The sequence below is a fragment of the Pseudoalteromonas sp. HM-SA03 genome (assembly GCF_002289345.1).
In the GTDB taxonomy this organism is placed as follows: Bacteria; Pseudomonadota; Gammaproteobacteria; order Enterobacterales; family Alteromonadaceae; genus Pseudoalteromonas.
Window position 1 is genome coordinate 57,400 of record NZ_NSDG01000052.1, and the last position, 22,173, is coordinate 79,572.

The 22,173-nt window shown below is 42.9% G+C and carries 24 protein-coding genes and 1 tRNA gene; 19 read left to right on the plus strand and 6 right to left on the minus strand.

The genetic code is table 11. From position 1 onward, the window contains the following. Nucleotides 1-50 precede the first annotated feature (50 nt). Nucleotides 51-242, minus strand: a complete 192-nt coding sequence (locus CKO50_RS10895; RefSeq protein WP_095728169.1) for a hypothetical protein — start codon at nt 240-242, stop codon at nt 51-53. Between the two features lie 101 nt (nt 243-343). After that, nucleotides 344-1,018 (minus strand): DNA mismatch repair endonuclease MutH, encoded by a 675-nt coding sequence (gene mutH, locus CKO50_RS10900; RefSeq protein ID WP_095728170.1) that lies wholly within the window; start codon nt 1,016-1,018, stop codon nt 344-346. Between the two features lie 439 nt (nt 1,019-1,457). Between mutH and rppH the strand changes: the two genes are divergently transcribed. From rppH to CKO50_RS10985, 16 genes are all read left to right on the plus strand, one after another. After that, entirely contained in the window at nt 1,458-1,982 is a 525-nt protein-coding gene (gene rppH, locus CKO50_RS10905) for an RNA pyrophosphohydrolase (protein WP_010369331.1), read from the plus strand. Nucleotides 1,983-1,997: 15 nt separating this feature from the next. Beyond that, complete coding sequence (ptsP, locus tag CKO50_RS10910) at nt 1,998-4,286, plus strand: phosphoenolpyruvate--protein phosphotransferase (protein ID WP_095728171.1); 2,289 nt, start codon at nt 1,998-2,000, stop codon at nt 4,284-4,286. A gap of 47 nt (nt 4,287-4,333) precedes the next feature. Beyond that, on the plus strand, nt 4,334-5,143 hold the full coding sequence (locus CKO50_RS10915; protein WP_095728172.1) for a sulfite exporter TauE/SafE family protein: 810 nt from the start codon (nt 4,334-4,336) through the stop codon (nt 5,141-5,143). Nucleotides 5,144-5,152: 9 nt separating this feature from the next. After that, the gene (lgt, locus tag CKO50_RS10920) at nt 5,153-5,965 is read left to right on the plus strand and encodes a prolipoprotein diacylglyceryl transferase (protein WP_095728173.1); all 813 of its coding nucleotides are present in this window, start codon (nt 5,153-5,155) and stop codon (nt 5,963-5,965) included. Between the two features lie 13 nt (nt 5,966-5,978). Next, entirely contained in the window at nt 5,979-6,812 is an 834-nt protein-coding gene (locus CKO50_RS10925) for a thymidylate synthase (RefSeq protein ID WP_095728174.1), read from the plus strand. An 8-nt stretch (nt 6,813-6,820) separates the two neighbouring features. Continuing rightward, nucleotides 6,821-7,705, plus strand: coding sequence for a UTP--glucose-1-phosphate uridylyltransferase GalU (galU, locus tag CKO50_RS10930; protein WP_095728175.1), 885 nt, complete (start codon nt 6,821-6,823; stop codon nt 7,703-7,705). Nucleotides 7,706-7,792: 87 nt separating this feature from the next. Further along, the gene (locus CKO50_RS10935; protein WP_095728176.1) at nt 7,793-8,302 is read left to right on the plus strand and encodes a hypothetical protein; all 510 of its coding nucleotides are present in this window, start codon (nt 7,793-7,795) and stop codon (nt 8,300-8,302) included. A 98-nt stretch (nt 8,303-8,400) separates the two neighbouring features. After that, complete coding sequence (locus CKO50_RS10940; protein ID WP_039492608.1) at nt 8,401-8,982, plus strand: DUF4402 domain-containing protein; 582 nt, start codon at nt 8,401-8,403, stop codon at nt 8,980-8,982. 15 nt (nt 8,983-8,997) lie between these two features. Continuing rightward, a complete protein-coding gene (locus CKO50_RS10945) occupies nt 8,998-9,444 on the plus strand; it encodes a DUF4402 domain-containing protein (protein ID WP_095728177.1) in 447 nt (148 codons plus the stop codon). Nucleotides 9,445-9,762: 318 nt separating this feature from the next. Further along, the gene (locus tag CKO50_RS10955) at nt 9,763-10,545 is read left to right on the plus strand and encodes a molecular chaperone (RefSeq protein WP_176474648.1); all 783 of its coding nucleotides are present in this window, start codon (nt 9,763-9,765) and stop codon (nt 10,543-10,545) included. 19 nt (nt 10,546-10,564) lie between these two features. After that, on the plus strand, nt 10,565-13,507 hold the full coding sequence (locus CKO50_RS10960) for a hypothetical protein (protein ID WP_255229616.1): 2,943 nt from the start codon (nt 10,565-10,567) through the stop codon (nt 13,505-13,507). Then, nucleotides 13,494-14,099, plus strand: coding sequence for an SPOR domain-containing protein (locus CKO50_RS10965; RefSeq protein WP_095728178.1), 606 nt, complete (start codon nt 13,494-13,496; stop codon nt 14,097-14,099). Before CKO50_RS10960 ends, CKO50_RS10965 begins: the two co-directional genes overlap by 14 nt. A gap of 87 nt (nt 14,100-14,186) precedes the next feature. Further along, a complete protein-coding gene (locus CKO50_RS10970) occupies nt 14,187-14,735 on the plus strand; it encodes a FlgO family outer membrane protein (RefSeq protein WP_255229545.1) in 549 nt (182 codons plus the stop codon). Between the two features lie 14 nt (nt 14,736-14,749). Then, entirely contained in the window at nt 14,750-15,403 is a 654-nt protein-coding gene (locus CKO50_RS10975; protein WP_017218092.1) for a FlgO family outer membrane protein, read from the plus strand. Between the two features lie 10 nt (nt 15,404-15,413). Beyond that, a complete protein-coding gene (locus tag CKO50_RS10980) occupies nt 15,414-16,055 on the plus strand; it encodes a FlgO family outer membrane protein (protein ID WP_255229548.1) in 642 nt (213 codons plus the stop codon). A gap of 332 nt (nt 16,056-16,387) precedes the next feature. After that, a tRNA-Arg gene (locus CKO50_RS10985) sits at nt 16,388-16,462 on the plus strand. A gap of 107 nt (nt 16,463-16,569) precedes the next feature. On the opposite strand, the gene CKO50_RS10990 is transcribed toward CKO50_RS10985, so the two are convergent. Further along, nucleotides 16,570-17,766 carry a flagellar assembly protein T N-terminal domain-containing protein gene (locus tag CKO50_RS10990; protein WP_095728181.1) on the minus strand — a complete coding sequence of 399 codons (1,197 nt, stop codon included), beginning with the start codon at nt 17,764-17,766 and terminating at the stop codon, nt 16,570-16,572. A 201-nt stretch (nt 17,767-17,967) separates the two neighbouring features. Between CKO50_RS10990 and CKO50_RS10995 the strand changes: the two genes are divergently transcribed. Then, nucleotides 17,968-18,444: an LPP20 family lipoprotein gene (locus CKO50_RS10995; RefSeq protein WP_095728251.1), complete on the plus strand. Its 477-nt coding sequence runs from the start codon at nt 17,968-17,970 to the stop codon at nt 18,442-18,444. Nucleotides 18,445-18,518: 74 nt separating this feature from the next. Here the strand turns inward: CKO50_RS10995 and flgN are convergent, their stop codons facing one another. From flgN to flgA, 3 genes are all read right to left on the minus strand, one after another. Next, complete coding sequence (gene flgN / locus CKO50_RS11000) at nt 18,519-18,947, minus strand: flagellar protein FlgN (RefSeq protein ID WP_095728182.1); 429 nt, start codon at nt 18,945-18,947, stop codon at nt 18,519-18,521. Further along, nucleotides 18,940-19,263, minus strand: a complete 324-nt coding sequence (gene flgM / locus CKO50_RS11005) for a flagellar biosynthesis anti-sigma factor FlgM (protein WP_010369298.1) — start codon at nt 19,261-19,263, stop codon at nt 18,940-18,942. The genes flgN and flgM overlap by 8 nt, the downstream gene beginning before the upstream one ends. A gap of 72 nt (nt 19,264-19,335) precedes the next feature. After that, entirely contained in the window at nt 19,336-20,043 is a 708-nt protein-coding gene (flgA, locus tag CKO50_RS11010) for a flagellar basal body P-ring formation chaperone FlgA (RefSeq protein ID WP_095728183.1), read from the minus strand. 140 nt (nt 20,044-20,183) lie between these two features. Here flgA and CKO50_RS11015 point away from each other — a divergent pair, with 140 nt between their 5' ends. After that, nucleotides 20,184-21,116, plus strand: a complete 933-nt coding sequence (locus tag CKO50_RS11015; protein WP_010606301.1) for a chemotaxis protein CheV — start codon at nt 20,184-20,186, stop codon at nt 21,114-21,116. A gap of 15 nt (nt 21,117-21,131) precedes the next feature. After that, nucleotides 21,132-21,965, plus strand: a complete 834-nt coding sequence (locus CKO50_RS11020) for a protein-glutamate O-methyltransferase CheR (RefSeq protein ID WP_095728184.1) — start codon at nt 21,132-21,134, stop codon at nt 21,963-21,965. Nucleotides 21,966-22,173: the final 208 nt, after the last annotated feature.

A 22,173-nucleotide genomic window follows, 5' to 3' on the forward strand; every position in this document is an offset into this window, starting at 1 on the left:
TACTTTATGTATTATAAAAACGCCAGTTTAGCTACTGGCGTTTTTTATTGCTAGCGGTCGTCACCCCAAATTTCACAATTTGCTTGACCATTTCTAAATGTCCAACAGACTTGAAGTGAATTACAAGCGTTATCCATCGTTGCAGGACCATTACCTCCAGCAACAGCCGGCGTCATCTTAGTAGTAAGTGTTTTGTTCACACTAAGTTCTTTAATCGATTTTTTGTTGAACTTTAATTTCATTGTCGTTTCCTTCTATAAAAAATATAAATATTAACCAAATCTATACAAGATGTTGGTTGTTTTACATTTGTACTTTTTGTACAGAAAGTCAACAAGTACTTTTAGGTACCAAACTCTCGCGCCAATATCGATTGAGTGAAATTGATTTTCAAATAAAAACCTCTTGGCAACGTTTGCACTATTTTACCGTTCGGCCCTATGGCGTCAGTGAGCGCTTTGGCATTTGCCGCTTTTGGCCTTATCTGCATGACTTCTCCAAGATGCCCTGAGATTTGGTCTACGTGACCTGTAGCGATTAACTCGATTTGCTCTTCCCAGTCTCTTCGTAACAACTGTTCTTGATGCGCGTCTGGCCGCCATAAGAAGCCGTGTCCAATAACCCTATTTATTAAAGGAATTTCTCGTTCGGCTAATATGGGCAGCCAAAGAACATGAGCTAATTTCTTTTTAACACTCGACGCTTCCCACGTTAATCCTGTTAACTGAGTAAGTGGCACGACAGAAACATAGGTGGTCTCAAGTGGTTTGCCTTGATAGCTTATTGGCAAAGTCTTGAGTTCAACGCCAATATGCTCAAAATCAGGCACAGGCTTTGAGCCCGCGGTAGCACCTAAGGCTGCTTCTATGAGTTGTCCTACCCAACCTTTCTCTTTGAGCAAGTCTTGTGGTGTTTTAAACGAGAGCCGCTGAGCGAGCTCACCCAATGTTAAACCGGCTATGTTTTCAACACGTTGCATAAGTTCGCCCACAGAGTGTGGTGGTGTAACTGATGGCAAGCGATACTCCTGAGTCTATCCCCTAAAAACACGATTATAAAAGAAATCATGTGGTGAAGTAAGTTGGTTATTTTACACTCAACTTAAGTGTGGCTTGTTATTTCAACAGTTGACTAAAGTAAGAACTTTATTATCTATATGATAAATATGAAGTTATTTTTATTTTGCTACAGCGGGAGCGGCTTGGAAATCTTATGGCTTTGGATAAATACAAGACTATAAACATAATTATCCACAGAATATGTGGAAAACCTGAGATTTGAAGTGTGTAATTGTGGATTTGTTCGTAATTTGAACTGAAAAATACTTGGTTATGCACAAGTTGTGGGTAACTTGAGAGTATGTTGAGATAATTTAGGTATAGAATGGAATTAAATTTGCCGTGACGCGGGAGTTGTGGAACAATCATTAAAAATCGACTTATAAATGAGGCACTAAGGTGATTGATGCCGAAGGGTTTCGTGCCAATGTCGGAATAGTGATTTGTAATAATCAGGGGCAGGTTTTTTGGGCCCGTCGTTACGGACAACACTCTTGGCAATTTCCTCAAGGCGGAATAGACCAAGGGGAAACACCTGAGCAAACGATGTATCGTGAACTTCATGAAGAAGTTGGACTTAGGCCAGAAGATGTTGAAATAGTAGCAAGTTCTAAACATTGGTTACGTTACAAACTACCAAAAAGGTTAATTAGACGAGATTCAAGCCCAGTTTGTATCGGGCAAAAGCAGAAATGGTTTTTATTGAAACTTAGGTGTAAAGATGAAGACGTAGACTTATTACGTACGCATCATCCTGAGTTTGATGATTGGCGCTGGGTTAGCTATTGGTATCCAGTACGTCAAGTTGTATCGTTTAAGCGTGATGTCTATCGTCGAGTGATGAAGGAATTCGCTCCGTTTGCGATGCCATTTGGTAAACGTGAACAGCAAGGGCAGAAGGATTTCTGGCGCACAAAACGATAAAAATAGGAGCAGCAGGTGTTAGCAACGTTAAGATCGATTGCTGAGTCAGTGGCGCAGCAAAGTGACCTACAAAGCGCGTTAAATTGCTTTGTTACTATGGTCAAAGATGCCATGCACACTGAATGCTGCTCAGTTTATTTTGCCGATTATAGTCAAGATAACTTTATCCTGATGGCAACGGATGGCTTAAACCCTGAAGCAATCGGAAAATTCCGCATGGGATTTACGGAAGGCCTAGTCGGTCTTGTTGCCCAGCGTGAAGAGCCAATTAACGTTGCCCACGCCCAATCACACCCACGATTCAAGCTGTCACCTGAGGTCAATGAAGAAGGCTACAATGCTTTCTTATCAGTGCCTGTTGTACACCAGCGCAAAGTGCTTGGGGTTATTGTGGTGCAGCAAAAGATTGCTCGTGTGTTTAGCCATGATGAAGAGTCCTTTCTTATTACGCTTTCAGCGCAATTGGCTTCACAGCTTGCCAACACCGAAATTCAAACTTTACTTCAACAAGATGCAAGCAGTCACAGAACCTCAGTGTTAAAAGGGGTATCAAGTGCTCCAGGTATTGCCTTAGGCGATGGTTATGTGGTGTTACCCCATATTGATTTTGCGAGTATTGAACCACAGCATAGTGACAATATTCAGCAGCAAATTCAGCTGTTTCATCAAGCGGTGGCCGCGACTCGGCAAGAATTCCATATTTTAGCCAAAACTCTGAGTGATGATATTCCAAAAGAAGCGGTAGCTGTGTTTGAGGTTTACCAACAACTTTTGGATGCCAAGAGTTTAGGTAAGCAAGTAGAGTCTGAAATACAACAAGGCTGGAACGCGAAAACAGCGCTAAAGCTTGTTATTGAAAAGCTTGTGGCTCAGTTTGATATGATGAGCGACCCGTACATCAAAGAGCGTGCGATTGATGTTAATGATATTGGCCTGCGCGTGCTCCAGCATTTAGTCTCTACTGAACAAGCCGTTAAACACTATCCAGATAATACGATTCTAATCGCCCATACCTTGACCCCAACTATGTTAGCGCAAGTACCAAAAGAAAAGCTCAAAGGGGTAGTCAGTGTACATGGCTCAGCCAACTCTCATGCTTCCATTCTCACTCGTGCGATGGGCGTCCCTGCTATTTGGGGGATAGAAGACATTCCATTGTTACAGTTTGATGGTAAGTCTATGATTATGGATGCGTATTCTGGACGGCTTTATATTTCGCCTTCACAAATGTTGGTTAATGAGTATGTTGAAATTAAACGTAAAGACAACATTCTGCATGATAAGTTTGAAGCAGAACATGATTTGCCGCCTATTACTCTCGATGGGGAGCGTATAAATTTACTCTTGAATGCCGGCCTTGATCTATCGACCGAAACATTAAGCGCCAGTTATTGCGACGGGGTTGGTCTTTATCGTACTGAGTCTTGGTTTATGCAAAAAGGCCAATTCCCAACACAATCGGAGCAAGAAGTTTGGTATCGCGAGGTGCTATCACGTTATCACCCTGAACCCGTAGTGATGCGGACTTTAGATATCGGTGGCGACAAAATTCTAGATTACTTTGATATCAAAGAAGAAAACCCATTTTTAGGATGGCGGGGCATTCGTGTATCGCTGGATCACCCCGAGCTTTTCTTGGATCAAATCAAAGCGATGATCAAAGCAAACGCGGGTCTTGGCAACTTACAGATTATGTTGCCTATGGTGGGCCACAGTGAGGAAATAGATGAAGCGATGGGGCTTATTGAGCAGGCTTGTTTTGAGCTGCGAGACGAATGGGCAGATCCTTTTTATACCATCGACCGGCCAGAAATCGGCGTAATGCTCGAAGTACCGTCTAGCGTGTACTTGTTACCTGAGTGGTCGGAAAAAATCGATTTTTGTTCTGTGGGTAGTAACGATTTGACGCAGTATTTATTAGCCGTTGATAGAACCAACGCACAAGTGGCGGATCTTTTTGACCCTTATCACCCCAGTGTATTACGAGTGTTAAACCAGATTGCACAGCAGTGTGAATTACACGAGCTGCCTTTTAGCCTGTGTGGAGAATTAGGCGGTGAGCCTGAGGGAGCAATCTTGCTTATTGCAATGGGGTATCGCCGTTTGAGCATGAATATTTCATCACTGAACAAAGTAAAATGGGTGTTACGTAGACTCAAAGTAACGGATATGGAAGCTTTACTTGAAAGGTGTTTAGCACAGCCGTCATCTAAGCAAGTGCGCCGAATTATTAAAGAATTTATGATAGAACATCATTTTGCAGAATTACTCTATACCAGCCACCAAGCAAAGGGTGCTTCTTAAGGCTATTTACGCTACCATTACGGCGCTATAAGAATAAGAGCTTGTTGATGGAAACTATTATACTCATCGTTGTACTTTGCGCTTTGCTCGGCTGTGCAGTTGGCTTTTTGGCAGGTCTACTTGGTATCGGCGGCGGGCTGCTGATAGTCCCTATTTTATCTGTCATCTTGACCAAATTTAATGTTATACCCACAGATCAAGTGGTGTTAGTTGCAATTGCGACGTCTCTCGCCTCCATTATTTTCACTTCGACATCTTCAGCCAAAGCGCATCATAAAAATGACAATGTTCCATGGCACATTGCTCCATGGGTGATGTTAGGTGTGGCAGCCGGCGCGTTGGGCAGTGGTTTTGCCGCAGTGATGTTGCCTGAAAAACTGGTCAGAATTATTTTTGTGGTTAGTGTTGTGGGCATTGCATTGAAAATGGCGTGGAGTTCCAGAAGACCGCCACAATCAACCAGAGTTATACCGCAAGGACCGATACTTGCGATGCTAACCTCGGTAACGGGGGCGCTGTCTGCAATGATTGGTATCGGCGGGGGCGCATTAATCGTCCCACTACTGACATTTTTCTCTGTTGATATGAAAAAAGCGATAGGATGTGCGTCTGCCAGTGGTATTGTTATCGCTATCTTTGGCTCCTTTGGCTATATCGCCTCAGGCAGCCAACATGTGGATATTGAACATGGATTTTTAGGTTTTGTCTATTTACCGGCTTTGTTTGGTATAGTGGCAACTTCATGGTTTATGGCACCTATTGGTGCTAAAGCTACGCACCACTTACCAGTCACAACGATTAAGAAAGTGTTTGCGGCGTTACTCATTGTTATCGCTGGCAATATGTTAATGAATTAAGGAAAGGCTATGGCTTTGCAGTTTCCACAGATAGACCCTGTGATTTTCTCCATCGGACCGTTAAGTGTTCGTTGGTATGGATTAATGTATTTAATCGGCTTTATGTTCGCCATGTGGTGGGCAGGGAAAGAAGCAAAAAAGCCAAACTCGAGCTGGAATAAAGACCAAGTTGGTGACTTGGTTTTTTACTGTATGCTCGGTGTGATCTTGGGCGGGCGAATTGGTTACGTGTTGTTTTATCAATTCTCTCATTTTATTGAAAACCCGCTTTATTTGTTTAGGGTGGACCAAGGCGGTATGTCTTTCCATGGCGGTGCATTGGGCGTTATCACGGCAATTATCGTGTATGCGCTTAAAAACAAACGTTCGATTTTATCGGTAGGTGACTTTGTCGTTCCTATGGTGCCAGTTGGGCTTTTTGCCGGTCGTATTGGTAACTTCATTAATGGCGAATTATGGGGTCGCGTAACGGATGTTCCCTGGGCATTTATTTTCCCAACGGGCGGACCACAGCCGCGCCACCCATCACAACTTTATGAAGCGTTTTTTGAAGGGTTGGTATTGTTTGTGATGTTGGTATGGTTTAGAAAAAAACCGCGCCCAGCGGGCAGTGTAGCAGGTCTATTTTTAGCAGGTTACGGTGTCTTCCGCTTCTCAATCGAGTATTTCCGTGAACCAGATGCACATATTGGCTTATATGGTGGCTTTATTTCTCAAGGTCAGATCTTATCCCTCCCTATGGTGATTGCAGGCACTATCCTTATGGTGTGGGCATATAAGCGAGAAGATAGCAACCCATCTAACGAGCAAGTTAAAAGTTAAAGAGTAGCGAACAATGAAGCAATATTTAGAACTGATGCGCCATGTGCGTGATAATGGCACAAAAAAAGAAGACCGCACTGGCACTGGCACAGTGAGTGTTTTTGGATACCAGATGCGCTTCAACTTGCAAGAAGGCTTTCCGCTTGTAACGACGAAAAAGTGTCATCTACGCTCGATTATCCACGAGCTACTTTGGTTCTTGCAAGGCGATACTAACATCAAATACCTAAAGGAAAATGGCGTTAGCATTTGGGATGGCTGGGCAACGGATGAAGGGGACTTAGGGCCAGTTTATGGCAGCCAGTGGCGCTCTTGGACGGGGCCAAATGGTGAAGTGATAGATCAAATCAAAGATGTTGTAGAGCAAATCAAAACCAACCCTGACTCTCGTCGCCTGATTGTGAGTGCTTGGAACCCTGCGCTTTTGCCTGATACTAACTATTCACCGAAAGAAAATGCAGCGATGGGCAAACAAGCGTTGCCACCTTGCCACACGTTATTTCAATTTTATGTACTAGATGGCAAGCTTTCTTGCCAGCTTTATCAGCGCAGTGCAGATATTTTCTTGGGTGTGCCCTTTAACATCGCAAGTTATGCGCTGTTAACGATGATGATTGCACAAGTTTGTGACTTAGAAGTGGGTGATTTCGTACATACTTTCGGCGATGCCCATTTATACCTAAACCATATGGAACAAGTTGAAGAGCAGCTAAGCCGAGCGCCGTTTGCGAAGCCGAAAATGCAGATAAACCCTCAAGTAAAAGACATATTTGATTTTAAATTTGAAGACTTTGAGTTGGTGAACTACGAATGTCACCCGCATATAAAGGCACCCGTCGCGATTTAGGAGCATTTATGAAAGCCGTTATTCCAGTGGCGGGTCTTGGCACTCGGATGTTGCCTGCGACGAAGGCCATTCCAAAAGAAATGCTGCCTATTGTCGATAAGCCTCTGATCCAGTATGTGGTAGATGAAGCTGCGGCCGCTGGCGTCAAAGAAATTGTATTGGTAACCCATTCAAGTAAAAACTCAATTGAAAACCACTTCGATAAGAGCTTTAAGCTGGAAGCGACACTGGAAAAACGGGTTAAGCGTCAATTGCTAGAAGAAGTACAATCTATATGCCCCAAAGGCGTTACGCTAATCCATGTGCGTCAAGGTGAGGCTCGTGGCCTTGGTCATGCCATCAATTGCGCTGCACCTGTGATTGGCGATGAGCCCTTTGTGGTTATGCTACCCGACGTATTAGTCGATGACGCTGCATGCGATCTAACAAAAGATAATCTTGCTGACATGATCGCGCGTTTTAAAGCGTCAGGTAATAGCCAAGTGATGGTAGAAGCGGTAGCGCCTGAACTCGTCTCTCAGTTTGGTATTGTAGATTTGGGAGGGGCAGCGCTTGCGCAAGGTGAGTCAGGTACGATGCAATCTATTGTCGAAAAGCCCGATCTTCAAAGTGCGCCTTCAAACTTAGCCGTTGTTGGTCGTTACGTGTTAAATAAATCTATTTGGCCACTTTTGGCAAAAACACCGCTAGGTGCTGGTGGCGAAATTCAATTGACTGATGCTATTGCTATGTTGATGGAGCGAGAGCAAGTAGATGCATACTCGTTACATGGAAAAAGCCATGATTGTGGAAGCAAAATTGGCTATTTAAAAGCGATAGTTGAGCATGCGATGCGTAGAGGAGAGTATTCGGCTGAGCTTGATTCTCTCATCGAATCTATTGCAAAAAGTTAAATGTACCGATATTTGCGGTAAAAGCATTTGGTTATTTACCGCGATTTATGTACCATAGCAGAAAATGGATTTTTGTTATAACTTATTGTGAATATTCAGTTTTTTAAAATTTTACTTCTCGGCTCTGTAGTCACCTTAGGTGGCTGTAGTCATTCAGTTCAACAGCCCTCGCAGTTAAGTGAGCAACAGCTCAAAAGTATTAAGCGATTGAGCTCGTTAGAGCAGGATCTCTCAAATCTGCTGACTTTGTTAGAGTCTCAAGCTAGCGTCGATAATATCCAAGCAGCATCGAATACTGACGTAGAGGTTAAGCGTTATTCAGCGAGTAAACAAAAGGCGAATCAAACGACTGGAATTCAACTCAAGTTGTTTCCCCTATCTATCAATTCTATGCCTCAAGTTGAGCAGCATCAAACGCTATTAGCGGCAGTAAAGCGGAGGTTTCCTAGTATATTCTCTGAAGCAGAATTGCAAATTCAAGCGTTTGAAATGCGAGATTGGGCAACAGTTTCTGGATTGAGATCAACTCAAGAAGCAAAAATCTACTGTAGACTATTTTCTATTCAAAGCATTGATTGTAGAAGATTAATGCTTTAATTTTTACTAAAGTTTTCCCATTTGGGAACGATAAATAATAAGTCACCAAAAAAACGGCATTGCGGTGATGATAAAAATGACTCTAAAGGAATTTAAAGATGAAAACACTGATTAAATCTGCGCTTATTGCAAGCTCTATTTCCGCTGCTTTACTTACTTCTTCAGCAATTGCTAAAGATACTGCTCGTCTTGAAGTTAAGGTAGAAGTTAAAAACTTATTCTCAGCTGAAGCCGGTGATCCGCTTGATTTCGGTATCATTCGAGTACAGGGCGATGCAGCTGATGTCGCTACGATGAAGATTGAGGCGGATCCAACATTAACCGATCCTGAAATCAAGAATACTGGTGACGCGGTAATAAACCTTATTAGTACAGGTGGAGCAGGCTCTATCAATATCACTGATGCTGCGCCAAACACTGAGCTAACGATTACGGTTCCGGCCGCAACTACGGTTGATAGCGTAGGCAATGCCTCTTTTGATTTAAAGGATTTTGAATTTTATGTGGTAAGCGGTGCACAGCCTAATAGTGAAGTGACAAACAACAAATTTAGAGTTGATGCAAATGGTGCCGCAACGCTTTCCGTTGGTGCGACATTAAGCACAAAAGCACTTTCTGGAACAGATACGTATGGTGGTGGTGTATACACCAGTAAAGTTGATATCGAAATCGCTTACTAAAACATGTGGCGTTACATGGTACTGGCATTGCTTTTTGCCAGTCACTTGGCCAAAGCTCAAGATATATCGGTCGTTAAGAAATTGAGCTTTGGCACCATTGCGATTATTGACCAAAATAGCGCAGGTACGGTGACGATAGAACCTAATGTTAGGCCACAAACCTCAAGCAATATTCTATTCGTAGAGTTTGGTCATGCGGCAGAAATCCTCTTGACCGATTTTCCTCACAATCGCCAAATTAGCGTCCAATCTACCATTTACAACGACTGGTTTGGATATTGGAATCTTGGTGCATCCGATGCCTTCCAATTGACAGAGCTGTATCATGAGAAGGCGATTTACACCGATAGTGTTGGGGCTGGTGAGTTTAAAGTCGGTGGTCAATTGCGCTTTGCTGGCAATGGTAAATCGCTATCGGATGGGGTGCAAACCTTGAACGTTGAAATAACTTTGTCTTACTAGGGTCTGTTGACCTTTGCTGTTTGATTTTTGTTCCCCTGAGTGGGTTTTGGTCGCGGCGCTCGACTTGCCGCCTAGTAATCTAAGCAAAAGTTGAGCAACAATGAACAAAGCGCACTCAGGGGAACCCAAAGGGCAGCGCTTGATTGGCATTTCTTCTGTGTTGCCCCACAAGGATGTGGGGTAAGGTGACTTTGCAGGAGCACAAAGTCTTTATCGCCTGACTCACATAGAATAACTATGCTACGCAGGCTCTGCCTTGTATAAATGGCAATCAAACTGCTGCAAAAACAAACTTGAAAGATAAACAGGCCCTAAATTATGAATAAATTAATATTAACGCTGCTTTTGTTTTGTTGCTGTAAAGTAAGCGCCAATCTGATGATCACCCCAACACGGGTTGCTTTCGAAGAGCGTCAGAGAATTGAGAGGGTTACAATCATTAATAATGGTGATGTGACCAAATCTTATCGACTTGAATTTCAAGAGAAGCTAGCACTTAAAGAAGGTGGTTATGCCAACTTTGCCGAGCAAAAAATGAACCCTATGGCTGCAAGCCATTTCATCCGTATTTCACCTAGGCAAGTAACACTGGGGCCTGGTGAGCGTCAGGTAATAAAGTTGGCTGTGCGCAGAAAGGCGAAGATGGAACAAGGAGAGTATCGCTCACATTTGCTCTTTAGGGAGCTGCCGAATAATAAAGGCAAGCTGCAAGAGGGTATCAATATTGACGTGCTGATGAGCTATAGCATTCCGGTGATGCTACGAGTTGGAGATGCGAACCCGCAAGTACAGCTTGAGGATGTCATTGTAAGCAACGCAAAAGGTGGTCGTCAGGCAATTACGGTACTACTTAATCGAACCGGGAAATATAGTAGCTTTGGCGAATTATCCGCTTATTGGCAGGGGAAAAATGACGTTAAACCAGTGCGGATCGGAGTATTAAATAAGTTTGCCGTATATCCAGAGCTTAATCAAAGGAGCGTAGAATTCTCGATAGACCCGGCAATTAAGCTCGGGCCATCAGGCAAGGTCTTAATCAAGTATGTGGGTGATGAAGAGTACGCTGACCGCACTTTTGTAAATGATTCGGTATCCTTGTAGTTTAGGGTAAGCGAACGTGATGAAAGCCCCCGCTTTTTGGCGCACGTTACTAATAGGCATACTATGTTATCAGCCTGCTATGGCATCGCAGGCTGATGCTTTGCAACAGCTATTAGAACGGGTTGAACGAGTGAAAGCAAAACTTGCGGTACAGCAAAGTGAGCGGGTGGTCTCTCGGGTTGATGTTGGTACGGAACTGTTTTTATCCGCTTACAAAGGGAATTTATATTTAGGTGAAGTGATCGCGGTGACGTCGGAACAAGGCGTCAATGTGGAACTCTTGAGCTTGTTTTCAGCTTTGGGCTTTGTGGTATCAGAAGATGTATCAGGAACTTTTGATGGTTGGTTCTTCACACCTGAAAACACCTTTAGTCTTAATGCCAAAGCGCATTTAGTTGAGAGCAAAGGGCAGCGAACGCAATTGAGTGATAAGGAGGTTCAGGTTATCAATGGTGAGGTATTTCTCGCCGATTATATCGTTGCGACCTTATTCGATGTGAGCCTGTTTACCGATATACAGGATTTATCTCTTACGGTTAAAAGTAGGCAAATTCTGCCAATAGAAGCACAGCAACAGCGATTAAGAAGAGAAGTTGTCAGGTTTGACCGCAATGCCAGCGCAACATTACCGTGGCGACCAAGTCCTTATCAAAGCATCGGTAAACCAGTGCTGGATGCTCAGATAAATGCGCAGCTGACTGAAGACATTAGTCAGACGTCTTATTCCCTTATTGGTTCGCAAGACATCGCCTATTGGCAAGCTCAGTATTTTATTGCTGGTAGAGAGGGAGATGTGATTAATCGCTCACGATTATCCCTCAACCGTGCTTCTAAAAAAGCCGATGTTTTACCGTTTGGCAACTTTACCAAGGTATCGCTCGGTGATGTACAGAGTGTTCAAGTTGGAGTTGATGCGCTAAATGAAGAAGGGCGAGGAGTGAGCTTCAGTAACGCGCCGTTAGATAGCCGCACTAACCGTCAGCGTATTGTCATCTCAGGTCCTGTTCAGGTAGGGTGGGACGTAGAGCTTTATCGAAATGGATTGCTAATAGGGCAAGAAAATAATGTCCAATCTGGGCGCTATGAGTTTGAAAATATTGATTTACTATTTGGTGAAAATACCTTTGAACTGGTGATGTATGGAGGGCAAGCTCAAGTATCAAAAGAAGTGCAGACCTATTATGTTGAACAGAGCACCGTAAACGAAGGTGAAGGCTTTTTTGCCGTATCAATTACTGACACGGGCAAAAGTATACTGGGCGACAAGACTGCGGTATCAGGAGCATCAAGCTGGCAAGTAAATGGTCGATTTGACTACGGTCTTACTAAAAATTTTGCGGTGTATGCAGGTTTGCAGCATCGTCAAGGTGTGAAAAATAGCGCCTCAGAACAGTACTTTTCTACAGGGTTTAACACCAATATTAATAAACGACTATTACTGGATGTTGACTATAGTAAGAGCGAAACGAACCAACGTCTCTCTGCAAATACTCGAACCCGTCTATTTGGCCAGCAGGTAGGTGCTAAATTTGAACTAAAGGAAGATTTAGAGCGGGATGAAAATGCGACCGAGATAAAATTAACGGCGGCAGGAGATTGGTCTCTTTTTGATGCCGCTAAGATTTACTATCGTGCTGAATACTTTCGGCTTAATAGAGCTAATATAGACACCACCGAGCAAGCGTCGCTGCTGTTTAGCACGGGTAATTATTGGGGCACTTTCAGTAACCAATTTGTGTGGCAAGAGCAGACAGATCAAGCCAGCGATGTGAGTGGCTACTTGCGCTGGCAACGTAGGGTTCTTGGGGTGTATAGTCGTTTGACTACTTGGTATGACATAAAACCTGCCAATGAGATTACAGCAGCAGAGCTTGAGTTGAGCAAAGCGCTAAGTCCCGAGCTTGATCTTGGCGTTACCTTATACAAAGACTTTGCTGCTGATTACTATAAAACCGAACTTGGATTGAGCTGGAACCATGATAAATTTCGGTTGTTAACAGACTTGCAATACGATAACGATGATAACTGGCAAGTGGGTCTATCAGGCCAAGTAAGTATTGGAGCGGGCGAAACCGTAGATCAGGTTTTTTTAACTGGCAAACGCTTGTCGCAGTTTGGCTCTTTGATGATTCGTGCTTTTATCGACCAAAATAATAACGGCTATCTTGACGATGGGGAGTTACCGCTGAAAGGAGTAACCATAAAAGCATTGCAAAACTTTGCACAAGGTAAAACAGACGACGATGGTGTTGCACTACTACCGGCAATGGTAAATTACAAACGAACAGATATTATTGTTGACAAAGAAACGATCCCCGAACCTTTTTTAATTCCTGCGAACGATGGCTTTTCGTTCACTCCAAGACCGGGTCATATTGAATATGTCGAAATACCATTTGTAAACTCGTCGGAAGTTGAAGGTATTGTTGAAATCAATGAGGGTACTGAGCACCGACCTGCAGGATTCACAACAGTCAGTTTACTTGATGAAAAGGGTAACGAGGTCGCGCGCACTCAGACAGCATATGACGGCTACTATGTATTTACTGGTTTGAAGCCAGGGACTTACCGTACAGCGATAAGTGACGCGGAAAGACTCGCGCTAGCCAGTACTCAACAGGTAGAAGTAGAGTTAAGTGCAGAGGGAGACTTGCTGCTTGATGTAAATCACGAATTACAACGACAGCGCGCAACCACGCAAGAGTTTGCTGTCGTTGGGCGCTTTAAGACACTAACGATATTAAAAGTGTATGCGGCGATTTTGGCTAAGCGTTATCCCGCATTATTACGCGGTGGTTTTGGGTATGCGCAAAAAGAAGGTGATGCGACTTATCTACTTATATTCAGAGGTGACGCCACGCAAAATGCGGCAAATATTTGCCAAAACCTACTTCCCTTCAAAGTTTCTTGCGCGGTGGAAGCCTTAACTATTTATGAAAGAGAAAACAATGCAATCAATTAAGTGGCACCTCATTATGCTCAGTTTCGTTGCGTTAAGTGGTTGCCAAGCAACTGCGAGCAAGAGTCAACTTGACTCATTACAAATGAAGAAGCAGCTATCTTTACTGGAACAGCAGGTAAGCACCTTACAACAAGAAGTAGAGCAGCTCAGAGCGCTAAAACAGCAGGTTGCTAGGTTTGAACAAGTGCAGGAAGATTTAGATGTTATTGCTATGCAGCTATCAAGTTCGCTTGCAAAGCAAAAGGACGCTGAGCTTTTAGCAAAGCAGCCTGAACAACTGATAGAGCGAACAACAAAGCCCACCGAGAAACAAGAACCGCCTGTAGAGATGGCTGAATTTGCAATTCAATTGGCCTCTACAACGGAATATGCCAAGCTTAGGCAAACCTACGAGCAACTCAAGGATAAGTTACCGCAAGACTTTGCAACAAGTGAAGTGAATATCGAGCAAATAGATATTCAAAATACGAAATATTATCGGCTCAAATTGGGAGCATTCACAGACAAGGCCTCTGCATATAAAGGTTGCCAGCAGCTTAAGCGTGCAGGCTTAAGCTGTTTGGTTAGCCATTACACCAGTCATCGACTTTAAAACTTGGTGCGTATTTTGCATTTTATCCAATAAGTTTATCGTGGGCTTGGTGAAATGAAATATCTAGCACTCATAGTGATTATATTGTTGGCGGGGTGCACAAACAGCCAACAGGTCGGCAAGAGAGAAGCGACCCAGCAGCAAGAGATCTTACCTGACTTAGATGGGTTTGGCGCTCAATTAGCCGCGGAGCTCGCTCAGTATGTACGGCCGTTCAAACCGAATTCAACGCTTGCTGTGATGAGTTTTTTTAAGGCTAATCAGCTGGATGACACCGTTGCTGGGCAAGGTTCTGGCTTGAGCGTGGCCTTGCAAGAATCCCTCATGACCCATTTAAGTCAAATGGGGGCAGATGTCGTGGAATATCGACTCAGAAACGCTTTATCTTTACAAAGTTCTGCCGATAGTATGTTAAGTCGAGAATTGAATGTGCTGAATCAGCGCCAGAAAATTGACCTCGTGGTGGTCGGGACAATTGTAGAAAGTCGAGATACCTATTTGGTCAATGCGCGGCTGGTCGATACGTTACATAATCGAGCCGTCTCAGCCGCATCAATCAGCATTCCAAAAGCTGTTATGTGGGGTACGGAGCGTGTCACAAATCGTGATGGTCAGATTATACGAAGCCAATATTAGTGGAGATGAAGGTAATGAAAAAAGTATTAAGTTTGGTTTTGCCGCTTTCATTGATGGTTGGCTGTGCTCAGAGTAACTTTTTTGCGGTAGATAATGCTCAGGCTGAGCCCGTGCGCAATGGCTTTGAGAAATCTTCGATGTATCAAAGTAATCCAAACGGTATGAAACAATTCTCTGTTTCTCAGCAAATGGCTGGTAAAAATGTCACTCACTATGTCCAGTCTATTATGCAAGACATGGTTGCAAACTTGAAACACGTGAATGAGAAAACGCCGGTAGCAGTGACAAGCTTTGTATTTTTAGATAAAGAATTTGATAAAGGTTCCTTGCTGGGTAACCAGTTGGCTGAAAGCTTTATCCATGAGCTTCATGCATTTGGGATCCCTGTTGTGGACTTTAAAACAACAGACTATATCCGGGTGACACCTGAAGGCGATTTCATTTTTAGCCGTGACTTTTTAGAGCTATCTGACGACCATCCTTTTTTGTATGTGCTAGGTGGTACTTTGGTGAATCATCAGGGCGGGGTTATGGTTAATGCCAGAGTGGTTGGGCTTCGAAGTAAAAGTGTCGTGGGTTCTGCTCAAGGCTTTTTACCGCAAAACGTAGTTAACGCCCTACAAGATGGTGCGGCATACGATGGCATTCGTATAGAGCGTGCGAACTAATTCGGAGGCGATGATGAAAAATGTAGTGCTATTCGCGACGACACTCGCATTACTCAGTGGCTGCGAAATGACAAAACCGACTGCTCCTGAATCTACAGAAACGCAGCAATCCGATATGGAAATATTATATGCCATGATGGAAGAGCAAGAGCGTAATGAAGATTCACAAGCTGTGGTATCGCAAGATATTGGCTTCATTAGCTATCGTCATCGCAAAGAAATTGCTAACTACGCCAATCAAATTGCATTGGAACTGTCAGATACTGTGTTAGGGCAAAAGCCTGAGTCGATAGCGGTAGCCAGTTTTGTCAACTTTAATGAATCATTAAGGGATACAAACCAGCTAGGAAACCAATTAGCTGAGTCCTTAATGCATCAAATGCAAAAGTTGGGTTATCAAGCGTTAGATTTTAAAGCGCTTGGAAAAATAGAAGTGACATCCGGTGGCGACTTGACTTTTTCGCGTAACGCAAGCCGCTTGAAAAACACGCAATCTCCCAGCCATTTGCTGACAGGCACTATGGTTTACCGTCCACGAGGTGTGGAGGTAAATGCAAGGTTGTTAGAGTTTAATACCAACTTAGTGATAGCAAGTACGGTGGTGACCATCCCGTATTTTATCCTTGATGATCAGGCAACCGCTTCAAGGTAGTACTTCAAATAGCATTTTTTAGAAGAAATACCGTTTAGGTTTTATTAAACGAAGAACTATCCTACTTCTTATTCACACCTCAAGCGAAGTAACTGATAGCGCAGTAGTGGGTCCTAACTGCTGCGTATTCACCTACTGAACCAGCTCATTTATTACCGCGAATAAATTGACTATTAATCTTTAAAAGTTCATTAAGATCAGTATACTAAAGCGAAGTCACTGAGATGCAGTACAACAGAGAATCGACAACTCCAGACTTTCATGGGTATTAAGTAATGCAGATCCCGCTAGTGAAGGTCAAAAAAGGCGATTGTTATCTGACTTTAGAGATTGTCCCCATAGTTTAATGGATAAAACAAGGCCCTCCTAAGGCTTAGATGTAGGTTCGATTCCTACTGGGGACGCCATTGGTATCATTTCTGCGTGGAATGACCAAAGTAAATGGGCGGCGGAAGCATGGTGAAAGTGTGTAAAGTCGTCGAAAATCTTGTCTGCGTCATAGGTAGTCTTAACCTTACAGTTCAAACTCATTTTCATTTTCTATTTGAATTTCAACCAAATCATTAATTTGCACATTGTGAAGTGGGCGATTACTGATATTTACCGCAATGGCGTTTTGCGCATTCACCTGGATCACTTGTAGCTTATTAATGGTTTTAAGTTGATGCATAAATATTTTACCATCGACATTGGTCAGCGGATTACTATGCGCTACGTTAAGGATTTGGCCATTCTCTAAGCCATGCATGCGGCCCAAATTAATAACGACTTGTTCATCATCGATATGTAGGATTTTGCCGTTGGTTGGTAAGCAGGCGACCGCTGCGTTTAAATCAGTTGCGATTTGTGTCAGCGTGGTTTGGATCTCATCAGCATAATCTGTCTGCCAAAAGCGCTCACTGTACACATCAATTAATTTGGTCTTCTTAAACGGCCACACGCCTTGAGTGGCATATTGCTTTTGCCACACCCTTTCATGAGAAAGTGCATCAAACAGCGCAAAGTCTACTTTAAAGCTTCTTAAGTATTTATCGCTTTGCCAAAAAGCGAGATCACTATTAAGTTTGTCGACACTAGCAATATCAGTAATTTGACTCAGTAATACAAATTGGCTGTTGGTATTTGCTGTAATGGTTTCGATTAGTTGTTCATTATAATCAAAACGCTGACTGAAAAAGCGGCTAACATCTATGGTTTGTGCAAAATAGGGAACGGGCTCTAAGCTCAACTTTTGTTCAGTCATCGTCTGATATAGGCGCTCGCTCACGGCTTTATTTATGTCAAAAATTTGACCTAAAGTTGCTTGGTGTTTATTTTTTAACTGGCTTTGTGTGACTGCAACCTGTTTATTGTATGCACTGGTCGGGCACTGAGCACTCTGTGGGGTTATATCAATATGTAATGTCACTTGCCATGAGTCACCGACTTTTGCTTCAGCAATTACGTTGGCGCTTTGAATCTCAGCATTTGAGCGGATCTTAAGTTGATCTTGGGTGAGCACACCATCGGTGACGGTTTGTACGCTGCTTACCGCAGCCCCAGAAAACAGCAAAGCTTGTGTAATGGCATCGTTTACCGCCTTTCTTTTTGCTTTTTGATGATCGCCATTTTTAACGTCAGCCATGCCAGTAACTTCAAACCATTCAGCATAAGCAGGATTAGTTAAGGTGATACACAACAATGATAGACTACTCGCAAATTGCTTTTTCATGTTTAAATGCCCAGATCAAAAACTACCCTCTAACTCAGCAATACCTGTGCCAAATTTTGGCAAGGTTCGTGCATAATCATACATTATGAAGGTTAATTTTATTTATTGCCAATACTCAATAAAGCCGCAATAACCCTGCGAGATTAAGATGCAGGGGAGGTGTTAAATTTGATTGGTATAGATTGTAGCGGAGTGCAGGAAATGCGTATCACTAATTCTATCAATACAGTTGTTATGATTTGCTCGCTAGCAGGGCTCAGTGGCTGTTCAAGCCTTGTTGACAAGCACATTGAATATGAAACAGTGCAACCGGAAACTTTTCCTGTTTTACGGGCTGTGGGGTACGCGCCTTTGAGTGCTCAGCCTGGTAAAACTGCTGGTGAAAAGCAGCTAATGGCAATTAAAGTGTCAAAATTAGAAGCGTATCGTGAATTGGCTGAGCAGCTGTATGGTCAAAACTTAACATCCACTATTACGGTAAAAGGTGCGGTTGCGCAAAACGACGGCCTTAAGAGCCAAGTAAATGGACTTGTTCGTGGGGCTAAGGTGCTGAAAAGTTATGCTGTTGGCGATACTTACGCAACGGAATTAGAGCTTGATATGAAACGCGTTTACGATTTGTATGTTACCCAGGTTAAGCCGCAGAAAATTAAGAAGATATCCTATAGCTTTAAGTAAGCTCTTATTGCATGCTGTTTACTTGATAAGCTTCACTTCGGTTGTTTTTCAATACTAAAATACGATTGGCGTGGCTACGCCTTTAGGTTACGTACTAATTCACTGTCGCTACTTTTCACGCTGCCGTCTTGGCCATATGTAATCGAAGTAGGTGCGCCAATTAAGATCCCTTTTAATTCACGTGTGCTTACATTAGCTTGGTGAGCCGTTTTAGCATTGATTTCATTTTTAGTTTGGCATTCGCGAAGTAGAGTACGTACTTTGGCGATGAGCGGAATTACATCATCGTGCTCAAAAACATGGGATTCGGTTTTTGACAATTCATTGTCGATCTTTTGTAGTTTTGAAATGAGAGTTAGCTTTTCACGAGCGATTTCTTTTAAATTGTCGCCACGCCGAGACGCAAGCTCGTCAAGCTCCTGCGCCAGAAGCAGGGTCATAGCTTCTAGCGTCGAGATTTGCTCTGAAAGTTTGTGGTGGCAAAGCCGAACCAAATCATCCATATATTTCGAACTCAAATGCAGCTATGTTTTTGGCTAGTTTTTCCGCGTCAACTTGGTACTTGCCTTCTGCAATCGCTTTTTTCAGTTCTTCGACTTTTTTGTCGTCAAAGCCTGATGACTGCTGCGCTTTTTCATTGACTGTTTTCAGCTGTTGCGCTTGTGGAGTCAGACTGACTGAATCCGCAGCCGCTTTAGGTGTAGCTGGTGATTTAACTGACGCACTATTAGCATCATTTCTTTGCAATTCAGCCTTCTGTTGCTTAACATTATTAGCAACGGATGTAGACTGATTTTGACCGTTAACTTGATTAACCATGTTTGTAGACCCAATAAAATTATACTCTCAGCCATGTTATCGGCATTCAGTAGTATTACTTTAGCAAATTTTTTATAAATTCACCTCTACTGTTTCCACTTCTATTACTCTAGCACGTAAGGTTTTGCCAGAGCGAGAGTTTTTAATATTAATCAGCTCACCACGGTTGCCATCTTGCTGCGCTTCTCCTTGAGTTTTGATCACGAGTCCACCTGATTTGGCAATAATCGTCACGGTATCGCCTTTGCAGACCATGCAAATATGGGCCTGAGTAAAGGCTTGACCCTCTCTGATATTACGTTTGCTTCTACTGCCTATTAGTATTGACTTATCTTCTATGTAAGACACCCTACGAAAACGCTTTGGCTGATATTCTACTTTTACATCTTCATCCTGAATAACACGACCTTTTTCTAACATGGTTGCGCTAACTAGAATGGGGAAGAGGTGATCGATACGCACGTGGACGTATTGAGTCCAGCTTAGCGTATCGTTGCATCTAATTTGTACTGTCACTTGAGTGTTAAAAGGCGGAGTCATTGCTGTACTATATTGCAGTGGGGATTGACAATCCCGTGCTGGAATTCTTGAATCAAGTGGTATAGCAGTCAGGGATAGCTGGCTGTCGGGATCTTGCTCTACATTCGGCTCTACAAATTTTATTGCGCTTTGTTCTAAAATTTTGTTGTCATATTGCTGACAATAACCATAGTCAACGCCTATAAAATAAGCGAACAAACAAAAAAACTGAATGTAATGGGTTTTTTTTAACAAACTCATGATGTTTCGACTATGCTTATGGGGTGAAACAAGGTATAAAGATTCTGCTTTAATAACTGCACCTAATCAAGGGTGGTAAACCATATCAGAGTCGAAGCAAAGATCGTTCCGATTAGCGGTTTATACAGTAGGAGATTGAAATGGCAGGTATTTTAGACTCGGTTAACCAGCGTACACAGCTGGTTGGACAAAACCGTCTCGAGCTATTACTTTTTCGACTTCAAGGTCGACAGCGCTTCGGCATCAATGTTTTCAAAGTTCGAGAAGTGCTGCAATGTCCAGCATTGACAAGCATGCCCAAGTCAAACCCGCTTATCCGAGGGGTTGCTCATATTCGAGGCCAAACGATATCCGTAATTGATATGTCACTTGCGGTAGGTGGACCTCCTATTCAAGATATTCGTAACTGTTTTATTGTGATTGCAGAATACAACCGCTCAGTTCAAGGTTTTTTAGTCAGTGCAGTAGAACGCATTGTGAATATGAACTGGGAAAAAATAATGCCACCGCCATCTGGGGCTGGTCGGTATTCTTATTTGACCGCGGTTACAGAAATTGAAAACGAGCTAGTTGAAATATTAGACGTCGAAAAGATCCTCAATGAAATTTGCCCGATCAACACAGAAGTCAGTGCTGACATTGTCTCTGATGGTGAAATGCAAAAAGATTTAGGCGAGCGTATTGTTTTTATTGCTGATGATTCCGCCGTTGCTCGTAACCAGGTCAAGCGAGCATTGGAGCCATTAGGTGTTCAGACTGAGCTTGCGAAGAATGGCAAAGAAGCACTGATTAGGCTTCGTGAAATAGCGGAAATGGACTGCCAAAATAATGTCACTGAGCGAGTAGGGCTATTGATTTCTGACGTTGAAATGCCAGAAATGGATGGTTATACGCTAACGGCGGAAATAAAAGCTGATCCAAAATTAGCGCCATTGCATGTGATACTCCATACTTCACTGAGTGGTGTATTTAATCAGGCCATGATTGAGAAAGTCGGCGCTGATGATTTTATTGCTAAGTTTAACCCAGATGAATTAGCTTCAGCGGTTAAAAAATGGGTTCATTGTGATTAAAGCTGGTGGTAGCACTTGGAAAATAAGCATTTAGAGCAAAAAGAGTACGACCAATTTAGAACCTTTTTGGAGCAACAGTGCGGTATTGTACTGGGTGACAATAAATTGTACTTGGTCAAAAGCCGACTCGCTCCTCTGATGGCTCGCTTTGGTGTGGAAACACTTTCGTCCTTAGTAACTAAAACACTCAGTCCCCATGAGCGGCAATTGCGTGCCGCTGTGGTGGACGCGATGACAACGAATGAAACACTTTGGTTTAGGGATACTTATCCGTTTGAGCTAATTAAATCGAAAATCTTACCGGAGTTTAAAGACTTGAGACGTCCAGTTAAGATTTGGTCGGCGGCAAGTTCGTCAGGGCAAGAGCCGTATTCAATCGCGATGTCTGCGAGTGAATATGTGAGTAAAAGCCCTGGCGCGCTAAAAATGGGTGTTCAGATCGTTGGTACAGATATTTCTAACACGATGCTTGATATGTGTAAGAATGCTGAGTATGACGCGTTGGCGTTGGCGCGAGGGTTATCGCCTGAGCGCAGAAAGAAATTTTTTATGGATAGTGGCAATGGAATGGCTAAGGTAGTTGAACCTATCCGTAAAATGGTCAGTTTTAGACATTTAAACTTGCTAGATTCTTATGCGTTGATGGGTAAGTTTGATGTTATTTTCTGCCGTAATGTCCTGATCTACTTTTCACCTGAAGTGAAAGCCAAAATCATTTCGCAATTTGCTCAGTCGTTAAACCCGAATGGTTATTTGTTTTTAGGGGCGTCGGAGTCGATGGCGGGGCTGAGTGACGATTTTAACATGATCCGTTGTAATCCTGGGATTATCTATCAGAAAAAGACTTAATACTCACATATAGCGGCAGGGATGGTCGCTATAGTTATTATGTGCAACTTGTAACGCAATTCCAATAATTATCTCCAGCCTTTTAATCTTAAATTGCTTCAGCCAAGCTACCAGTTATTCATACGCTTTTTCTCATTTAAGTCACCTCTTTAACATTGGTTCAAGTTTAATTATTCCAAAAATATAATTTAACGTTTTGAAATTTAAG

Coding starts and splice junctions, on each gene's coding strand:
- flgN (WP_095728182.1), bottom strand. CDS start 18,947: ATGGATGATTTGGTTCGGCTTTGCCACCACAAACTTTCAGAGCAAATC.
- CKO50_RS10980 (WP_255229548.1), top strand. CDS start 15,414: ATGATGAAAAATGTAGTGCTATTCGCGACGACACTCGCATTACTCAGT.
- flgA (WP_095728183.1), bottom strand. CDS start 20,043: ATGAGTTTGTTAAAAAAAACCCATTACATTCAGTTTTTTTGTTTGTTC.
- flgM (WP_010369298.1), bottom strand. CDS start 19,263: ATGGTTAATCAAGTTAACGGTCAAAATCAGTCTACATCCGTTGCTAAT.
- CKO50_RS10965 (WP_095728178.1), top strand. CDS start 13,494: ATGCAATCAATTAAGTGGCACCTCATTATGCTCAGTTTCGTTGCGTTA.
- galU (WP_095728175.1), top strand. CDS start 6,821: ATGAAAGCCGTTATTCCAGTGGCGGGTCTTGGCACTCGGATGTTGCCT.
- CKO50_RS10960 (WP_255229616.1), top strand. CDS start 10,565: ATGAAAGCCCCCGCTTTTTGGCGCACGTTACTAATAGGCATACTATGT.
- CKO50_RS11015 (WP_010606301.1), top strand. CDS start 20,184: ATGGCAGGTATTTTAGACTCGGTTAACCAGCGTACACAGCTGGTTGGA.
- CKO50_RS10975 (WP_017218092.1), top strand. CDS start 14,750: ATGAAAAAAGTATTAAGTTTGGTTTTGCCGCTTTCATTGATGGTTGGC.
- CKO50_RS10915 (WP_095728172.1), top strand. CDS start 4,334: ATGGAAACTATTATACTCATCGTTGTACTTTGCGCTTTGCTCGGCTGT.
- lgt (WP_095728173.1), top strand. CDS start 5,153: ATGGCTTTGCAGTTTCCACAGATAGACCCTGTGATTTTCTCCATCGGA.
- CKO50_RS10925 (WP_095728174.1), top strand. CDS start 5,979: ATGAAGCAATATTTAGAACTGATGCGCCATGTGCGTGATAATGGCACA.
- CKO50_RS10895 (WP_095728169.1), bottom strand. CDS start 242: ATGAAATTAAAGTTCAACAAAAAATCGATTAAAGAACTTAGTGTGAAC.
- CKO50_RS10995 (WP_095728251.1), top strand. CDS start 17,968: ATGCGTATCACTAATTCTATCAATACAGTTGTTATGATTTGCTCGCTA.
- CKO50_RS10955 (WP_176474648.1), top strand. CDS start 9,763: ATGAATAAATTAATATTAACGCTGCTTTTGTTTTGTTGCTGTAAAGTA.
- CKO50_RS10945 (WP_095728177.1), top strand. CDS start 8,998: ATGGTACTGGCATTGCTTTTTGCCAGTCACTTGGCCAAAGCTCAAGAT.
- CKO50_RS10940 (WP_039492608.1), top strand. CDS start 8,401: ATGAAAACACTGATTAAATCTGCGCTTATTGCAAGCTCTATTTCCGCT.
- CKO50_RS10990 (WP_095728181.1), bottom strand. CDS start 17,766: ATGAAAAAGCAATTTGCGAGTAGTCTATCATTGTTGTGTATCACCTTA.